This is a genomic window from Thioclava sp. IC9, from assembly GCF_002213225.1.
GTDB classification, from domain to species: Bacteria; Pseudomonadota; Alphaproteobacteria; order Rhodobacterales; family Rhodobacteraceae; genus Thioclava; species Thioclava nitratireducens.
In genome coordinates this window covers 36,282-43,491 of sequence record NZ_NBNX01000012.1, presented here as the reverse complement: position 1 = coordinate 43,491, position 7,210 = coordinate 36,282, and the positions used below count along the sequence as shown (strand labels likewise).

6 protein-coding genes are annotated in these 7,210 nt (G+C 61.6%); 2 read left to right on the top strand and 4 right to left on the bottom strand.

The genetic code is table 11. The annotated features are described in order from the left end of the window. Positions 1-311, top strand: a 311-nt coding sequence (gene tnpA / locus B6V76_RS18880; RefSeq protein ID WP_141104950.1) for an IS200/IS605 family transposase, incomplete at its 5' end; no start/stop codon positions are given. A gap of 185 nt (positions 312-496) precedes the next feature. Here the strand turns inward: tnpA and B6V76_RS18875 are convergent. Both B6V76_RS18875 and B6V76_RS18865 read right to left on the bottom strand, forming a co-directional pair. Then, complete coding sequence (locus B6V76_RS18875; RefSeq protein WP_206184247.1) at positions 497-1,804, bottom strand: Glu/Leu/Phe/Val dehydrogenase; 1,308 nt, start codon at positions 1,802-1,804, stop codon at positions 497-499. A 480-nt stretch (positions 1,805-2,284) separates the two neighbouring features. Next, positions 2,285-2,752 (bottom strand): hypothetical protein, encoded by a 468-nt coding sequence (locus tag B6V76_RS18865; protein ID WP_088728220.1) that lies wholly within the window; start codon positions 2,750-2,752, stop codon positions 2,285-2,287. Between the two features lie 274 nt (positions 2,753-3,026). Between B6V76_RS18865 and B6V76_RS18860 the strand changes: the two genes are divergently transcribed. After that, positions 3,027-4,274 carry an SLC13 family permease gene (locus tag B6V76_RS18860; RefSeq protein WP_088728224.1) on the top strand — a complete coding sequence of 416 codons (1,248 nt, stop codon included), beginning with the start codon at positions 3,027-3,029 and terminating at the stop codon, positions 4,272-4,274. Positions 4,275-4,523: 249 nt separating this feature from the next. On the opposite strand, the gene hydA is transcribed toward B6V76_RS18860, so the two are convergent. Both hydA and B6V76_RS18850 read right to left on the bottom strand, forming a co-directional pair. After that, positions 4,524-5,942: a dihydropyrimidinase gene (gene hydA / locus B6V76_RS18855; RefSeq protein ID WP_088728219.1), complete on the bottom strand. Its 1,419-nt coding sequence runs from the start codon at positions 5,940-5,942 to the stop codon at positions 4,524-4,526. Continuing rightward, positions 5,939-7,192: an aminotransferase class V-fold PLP-dependent enzyme gene (locus B6V76_RS18850; protein WP_088728218.1), complete on the bottom strand. Its 1,254-nt coding sequence runs from the start codon at positions 7,190-7,192 to the stop codon at positions 5,939-5,941. The genes hydA and B6V76_RS18850 overlap by 4 nt, the downstream gene beginning before the upstream one ends. Between the last annotated feature and the right edge of the window lie 18 nt (positions 7,193-7,210).

Sequence of the window (7,210 nt, the reverse complement as noted above, 5' to 3'; positions counted from 1 at the left end):
CATCCGAAATGCTGAAGGCGGCAGAGGTCGCGATCCGGGAGCGCTGCGATGTTCGCGGCGGCGCGCTGGAGGAGTTCTGCGCGGAGGCCGACCACATCCACATCCTGTTCTCGTTGCCGCCCGCCGAGGCGGTTGCCGATTTTGCGAATGCGGTGAAGACCAGCACCTCGCGGCGTCTCCGGAGGGACTTCCCGAGCCTGAAACGCCTTGGCGGTGCCCTCTGGTCTCCGAGCTACTTCGTGAGCAGTTGTGGCGGCGCCCCGCTGGAAGCGATCAAGGAGTATCTCCGCTCGCAGGAGCGACCGGACTGACCTCACCAGCCCTGCGGGCTCCCCCACCAATCCCGCAGGTTGGAAGGGGCTTGTGGTGAGGTCTTTTGGGGTCAGGGTCGGGCCGGGCAGAACCCGAGCGCCGAGCCCAGCGCAAAAGCTGGGCTTCGTTGCGCGCCAACGCGGCCTCGTGGTTAACCCCCAACCCAGCCGGTCGACAGCGCCTGCTAAGATCCCTCGAAATAAGCGGGAGTGCCCCGGGCTTCCACGGATTCCGCGATCCGACGCAGGCCATGGATGTAGGCGGCATCGCGCATCGAGAGTTCCATCTCGTTGTGCAACGTCCAGATCGATTGCGTCTCGGTTTCCATCGTCGTTTTAAGGTGATCCCGGACACGCGAACTGTCCCAATAAAAACCCGATCTGTTCTGAACCCATTCCAAATGCGAAACCGTAACGCCGCCGGAATTCGCGAGGATATCGGGCACGACGATATGTCCCGCTTCCGTCAGCTTCTTGTCGGCCTCGGGAGACACCGGTCCGTTCGCCATTTCCAGAATGATGCGGGCTTTGATCCTGTCGCAATTCTCAAGCGTGATCTGCCGTTCCAATGCGGCAGGCACCAGCACCTCGCAATCAAGCTCCAGGAGTTCGGCGTTTGAAATCTCTTTGGTCTTGCCTTGACCTTTCGCGCCTTTCACGCCGCCCGTCTGATGCTTGTGCTGCATGACGGCCAGCGGGTCCAAACCGCCCGGGTCGTATACGCCGCCGCCGGAATCCGAAATGGCGACGATTTTATACCCATCCGCGTGCAGCAGCTTCGCGCAGTGAAAACCGACATTTCCAAACCCCTGGATCGCGACCGTGGCCGTATTCGGGTCGAGAGCGAGTGCGGATTCCAGATAGCGCAGGGCATAATATCCGCCGCGTGCCGTCGCATCGACGCGCCCGTTCGTGCCCCCGAAAGCGAGAGGTTTGCCGGTAATCGCGCTCGGAGAGGCTTGCCCGGAAATCCAGCTGTATTGGTCCGCCATCCACGCGATGACGATCCCGTTCGTATACATGTCCGGCGCCAGAATATCGCGATCGGGGCCGATGAACGGAGCGAAGGCTTCGACATAGGCGCGGCTCAAATGCTCCAGCTCGTTGGCCGAGAGCGTCTTCGTATCCACGCAGACCCCGCCCTTTCCGCCGCCGAACGGCAGGTTGGCGACGGCGCATTTGAAGGTCATCCAGAAGGAAAGGGTCTCGATTTCGTCGAGCGAGACGTTTGGATGGAAGCGAACGCCACCCTTGGTCGGCCCCCGTCGATCGTTATAGCGGCACCGCCATGACTGGAACGCCCTGCGGCTCCCGTCATCCATCCTGATAAGAAGCGTTGCGGCCAAAGTCTCGCGGGGCCATTTCAGCTCTTCGTAGACGTCGGGATGGATGTTGAGCCGCTCGCAGGCCGCCCGCAGGGTTTCGCGAGACTTCGCCAGCATGCCAGTCGTCAGGGGCGTATCGTCCTCGACGTCTTTTTTCTTGGTTGGCATTGGATCGGGACTCCCCAGCGAGGCTTCTCAAAGCGGTTTCTTCAGAACATGCTTTTACACTCGGCCGAGATGGCGGCAGCGTCATTGATTTGTCTCAACCTATGCGAGCCGGCACTCGTGAGTTTGATCGCGGACGTTCCTGCGGATCGGCTCTATGAGCAATATGGCTTTGTAACGACGGCGCCCCGGTCTATTGCGATGGCTCGAAGGACACGCTGAAACTCAAGACAGGAACATATTACGGTGCGATGCAGGAAAGGTGGCCTTCTCCGAGCGCCGAAATTCTAGAATGAGGTCGTGACAGAGGTGGCTCGTGCGCAGCCAAGGTGCGCAGCTTGGCCGCGACTGTTCAGGCCGCTTGCGCCTTCCCGCTGGCCCTCGCCGCCTAACATCAGCCCATCCCGGCCGATCATTACCACGATCCTGTGAAGGCCGCATCGCCCAACCCCCAACCTCTCCAGCGCGCTCGATAATAAGTTGCTACGAGTTCTCCCAATGCCGGCGTGACAGAAAATATGCGTTGTTCTGACGAGCCGCTTGAATCGCGCCTTCCAAGCGAACTTGCGAAACAGGAACTTTGAGGGTCACATCGCAGGCTTGCATACGTTCGCAAGTAAGGTCGTCCCCGCGCATTTCGCTGGAGACCAATATCAAGGGGAGCGAGGGGCAAGCGCGCCTTACGCGCATGCAAAAATCAATCGTGTCTTCAATGTCTCCCAAATGATCGCCGTCGACCATCAGCACGTCGATCTCGTCAGTATGAAGCGCCAGCCAAATTTCGGGCAACACCCCTTCCGGCCACACAAGTAATCTTGCGTCCTCACGCTCACAAAGTTCAGAGAGCTCAGCGCCGATCAGACCTCCTGCGCCACAGTAAATAATGCAGCGCTTCGGAAGAAGGAGGGGGGCGGCGAAATGCAACTGCTCGCCGGTCGAAACGCGATCCATTTGATCCTGGATGAATGCGCTTGGAGATTGCGCTTTCGCAGTTACACCTCTGCCAAATTTCCGAGCCATATCAAATCCAAAGAATCTTCAGAAATTTTCGGAAGCATCCACGTGCTTCGAGTTCAACATTTAAGACAACTTTAAGGCGAAATTTGGCCACTGAGCCATCTTTGCGTCATCTTTATGCGGAGCCATCGACAGCTATCGCCAGATCGGCCATTGCATTGGGCCTAGGAGCGAATGGGAACGACTTGATGCGTCGGACACGTTGGTGATGGTCGAGATTATCGGTCTTTGTATCGCGGCTCTCGCGACGGCGGGCGTGATCCTGCGCCCCTTTGGCTGGGCTGACTGGATCTTTGCCGTGAGCGGCGCCGCAGCGGTGGTTCTTCTGGGGGCACTGCCACTCTCCGATGCCTTGCATGCCATCGGCGAAGGCCGAGAGGTCTATTTCTTCCTGCTCGGCATGATGCTTCTCGCCGAAGTCGCCGGTCGTGAGGGCCTTTTCGACCATCTTGCCGCCCGCGCGGTGCAGGCAGCCGCTGGGTCCGCACGGCGCCTGTTTTTCATCCTCTACCTGGTCGGCGCGGGCGTGACGGTTTTCCTGTCGAACGACACCACGGTCGTTGTGCTGACGCCTGCCGTTCTCGCGGTGACACGCCATGCGCGCGTTCCGCCCCTACCCTATCTCTTCACCTGCGCCATCGTGGCAAATGCGGCGAGTTTCGTCCTGCCGATCTCGAACCCGGCAAATCTCGTAATCTTCCATGGTGCCATGCCGCCACTTGGCGATTGGCTCGCGCGGCTCGCCCTCCCCGCTCTTGCCGCGATCGTGGTCAGCTACCTCTCCCTGCGCTGGGCGATGCGCCATGATCTGGACACAGAGCCCACGACAACCGACGTCCCCACGCTTTCGCGGGGCGGCTGGATCGCGGCGACAGGGCTGAGCCTTTCGGCGGTGGCACTGGTGACGGTCTCATCCTGGGGCGGCGGCCTTGGCCTTGCGACACTCAGCGCCGGGGTCGCCGTGGCGCTGGCGGTCGCGCTGGGCACCCGGCGGTCTCCCTTGCCCCTGTTGCGGCACCTGACTTGGGGCGTGCTGCCACTCGTCGCCGGGCTTTTCGTGCTGGTCGCCATGCTGGACCGCGCTGGGGCCCTGTCGACCCTGGGCCAATGGCTCGGGCAGATGTCAGCAACCTCGCCGCGGGCAACCGCGGGGCTGAGCGGGACCGCAGTCGGCATCGCGAGCAACCTCGCCAACAACTTGCCTGTCGGGCTGGCTGCCGCTGCGGCTGCGGCAGCAGGAGAGCTCGGAGATCTCATGCGCGACTGCCTGATGATTGGTGTGGATCTCGGACCGAACCTTTCGGTGACCGGGTCGCTTGCAACACTCCTATGGCTCGCGACCCTGCGCCGGTCCGGGCTTCACGTCTCCGCAGCCCAGTTTTTGGGCGTCGGGCTCAAGGTCATGCCACCGGCGCTGATCCTCGCGCTTCTTATCCGCTTGTGCCTGCCGGGATAAAGCGCCGCCTGCAGATAATTCTTCGCGCTCATTTCGTAGAGGTTCGGCCCGGCCCGGTCATGCACAGGCGATCCTGACCACCCCTGGTTGCTCGACCAACGACATGGGCGTGCCTTCAGGGGGCTCGGATCGCGATATTGCGTGTTGTCGGTCGAGCACCCCATGCCGCCAGCAAAGCATTGAAAATTCCGGAATCGAGGAATGTCTGGATGCTGCGAAACGCGCGCCCTGATTTGGCCAGACAACCACCTACCAGGCCGAACTGGTCGCCCGCGACAGATACCGCCCGGCCCGGCCCTGCTCTAGAACCCCTCCGTCGGCGGCGATTGTCTGGCCGCGAAGGATCGTGCGGACGGGCCAACCCTCGATCTCCATGCCCTCATAGGGCGTGTAATCGGCGCCGTGGTTCAGGCTCGCTTGGCGGATCACCGCCTTGCGTTGCGGATCCCAGAGCGTGATATCCGCATCTGCGCCGATCACCAGCGCACCTTTTTGCGGGTAGAGGCCGTAGAGCTTGGCAGGGTTGGTCGAGGTGAGCGCCACAAAACGCTCGATACTGATCCGACCCTTGCGCACCCCTTCCGAGAACAGGATGGGCAGCCGCGTCTCCACGCCGGGGATGCCGTTCGGCACCCACTTGAACGAGGTGCGTGCGCGGGGATTATCCTTGCCGGTCTCGTTAACGCCGTCGAAATAGAACGGACAGTGATCAGACGAAAAGATGTCGAAGGTGCCGTCACGCAGCCCCTCCCAGATCGCGTCCTGGCTGTCGGTGTCGCGCGGCGGCGGCGAGCACACATATTTCGCGCCCTCGAAATCCATGTTCAGCCCTTTGAGATCATCTCGGGTCAGGACGATGTATTGCGGGCAGGTTTCGGCGAAGACCTTCATGCCACGCTTCTTCGCCCATTGGATCTGCTCCATCGGGTCGCGCCCCGAGACATGCACGATCATCACCGGCACGTCGGTCAACTGCGCGTGGCTGATCGCGCGATGGGTCGCCTCTCGCTCGGCAATCTGGTGATGCGCCACGGCATGGTAATAGGGCGCGGTCTTGCCCTCTTCCTCGAGCCTGCGGGTCATGTGCTTGATCGCGTCGTGGCCTTCGGCATGGACCATAACGAGTGCGCGCTCGCGACGGGCAACGTCGAAGACATCGAGAAGCTCCGCGTCGTTCAGCACCAGATCGTCATAGGTCATGAAGACCTTGAACGAGGTGTAACCATCGCGCACGAGCGCCGGGAGTTCCTGCCCCAGAACCTGCGGCGTCGGGGCGGATACGATCAGATGGAAGGAGACATCCGTATAGCACGCGCCTTCGGCCTTCTCGTGATAGGCCATCAGACATTCCCGCAGAGAGCTGCCTTTGACCTGCAGCGCGAAAGGCAAAACCGTGGTATTGCCGCCTGCCGCCGCCGACCGGGTGCCGGTCAGGAAGTCATCGGCCATCACCGTGCCGTCCGAGGTGGGCTGCGCGAGATGGACATGGGCGTCGATCCCGCCCGGCAGCACCATCAGACCAGTGGCGTCGATCTCTTCGCGCGCATCCGTGATTTCCGATGCGATTTCAACGATCTTGCCGTCGCGAATGCCCAGATCGGCGCGGAACTGATCCGAGGCGGTCACCAGCGTGCCGCCCCGGATCGCGAGATCGCACCCCGCCCTCACGACGCCATCCGCATCTGGCAGGTGATACTCGCAAGCGCCTCGGTCAGCGCGTCGACCTGCGCCACCGAATTGTAATGAACCATCGAGACGCGAAGGCAGCCGCTCTGCCCGGTTTCCTTCAGATCCTCGACCAGACGGCGCGAATGGAAATCGCCAAAGCGGATCGCGATGCCGAACTTGTCCATCTCGCGGGCCACCATCTCCGAGTTCAGATCGTCGAACTTGAAGGCGATCGTGGGAACCCGCCCCTCTTCCATCCCGCGCCCGATGATGTGGCAGTCGTTTCGCGCCTCGAGCCAGGAAATCAGGCGACCGGCCAAGACATCCTCCTGCCGGGCTATGCCTGCATAGGCGGCCTCGAGGCGTGCGCGATCGCTTCCCTCGCCGCCCAGATGGGTGCCGAGAGCGATCAGGTAATCGACGACGCCGACGGTGCTGTAGGCCAGCTCGTAATTTGGATTGCCGGGCTCGAGCTTGCCCGGGACTTTGTCCTTGCCGTAGAAATAGTGATACTGGCCGTCGAGCTCGCCCAGCAGATCATATTTTCCATACATGATCGCCATATGCGGCCCGTAGCACTTGTAGATGCTGAAGATGTAGTAATCGACATCCCAGTCCTGCACGTCGATCGCGCGATGCGGCGCATAAGCCACCCCGTCGACGCAGATACGCGCGCCGCGCTCATGCACGAAGGCCGCAAACTCCTTCACCGGGTTGATCGAGCCGAGGATGTTGGAGACGTGATGGATGCAGACCAGCTTCGTGCGCGGGGTCATCAACGGATCGAGATCCTCGAGACGCATTGACATCGAGGCCTGATCTAGCGGCCAGTTCTTGATGACGACCCCGAATTCGCGCAGCGCGTCCCACGGTCCGATATTGGACTCGTGATCCGCGTGGCTGACGATAATCTCGTCGCCGGGCTGCAACTGGCCGCGCATGGCCGAGGCGAGCGTGCGCACGAGTTGCGTGGTCGAGGGGCCAAAAACGATCTCTTCGGGGCGCGCGGCATTGACGAGGGTCTTCGCGGCGTCGCGCCCCAACATCAGCCCTTCGGCCGCCGCTTTCGAGACGGCGTAGCTACCACCGGTCTGCACGTTGCGATGGATCAGGAACTCGCTGATCTTGTCGACCGCGCCCTGAACGATCTGGCTGCCGCCCGCGTTGTCGAAAAACACCCAATCGGCGGCGAGCCCCGGAAAATGTCCCCGAACGAAGTCGAGATCGATCGCGTCCTGCGCTGTGTTCATCTTGCTATCCTACTCTTT

What these genes read in the sequence shown, in the direction of transcription:
- B6V76_RS18875 (WP_206184247.1), bottom strand. Translation starts at nt 1,804, where the DNA reads ATGCCAACCAAGAAAAAAGACGTCGAGGACGATACGCCCCTGACGACT.
- B6V76_RS18865 (WP_088728220.1), bottom strand. Translation starts at nt 2,752, where the DNA reads ATGGATCGCGTTTCGACCGGCGAGCAGTTGCATTTCGCCGCCCCCCTC.
- B6V76_RS18860 (WP_088728224.1), top strand. Translation starts at nt 3,027, where the DNA reads ATGGTCGAGATTATCGGTCTTTGTATCGCGGCTCTCGCGACGGCGGGC.
- B6V76_RS18850 (WP_088728218.1), bottom strand. Translation starts at nt 7,192, where the DNA reads ATGAACACAGCGCAGGACGCGATCGATCTCGACTTCGTTCGGGGACAT.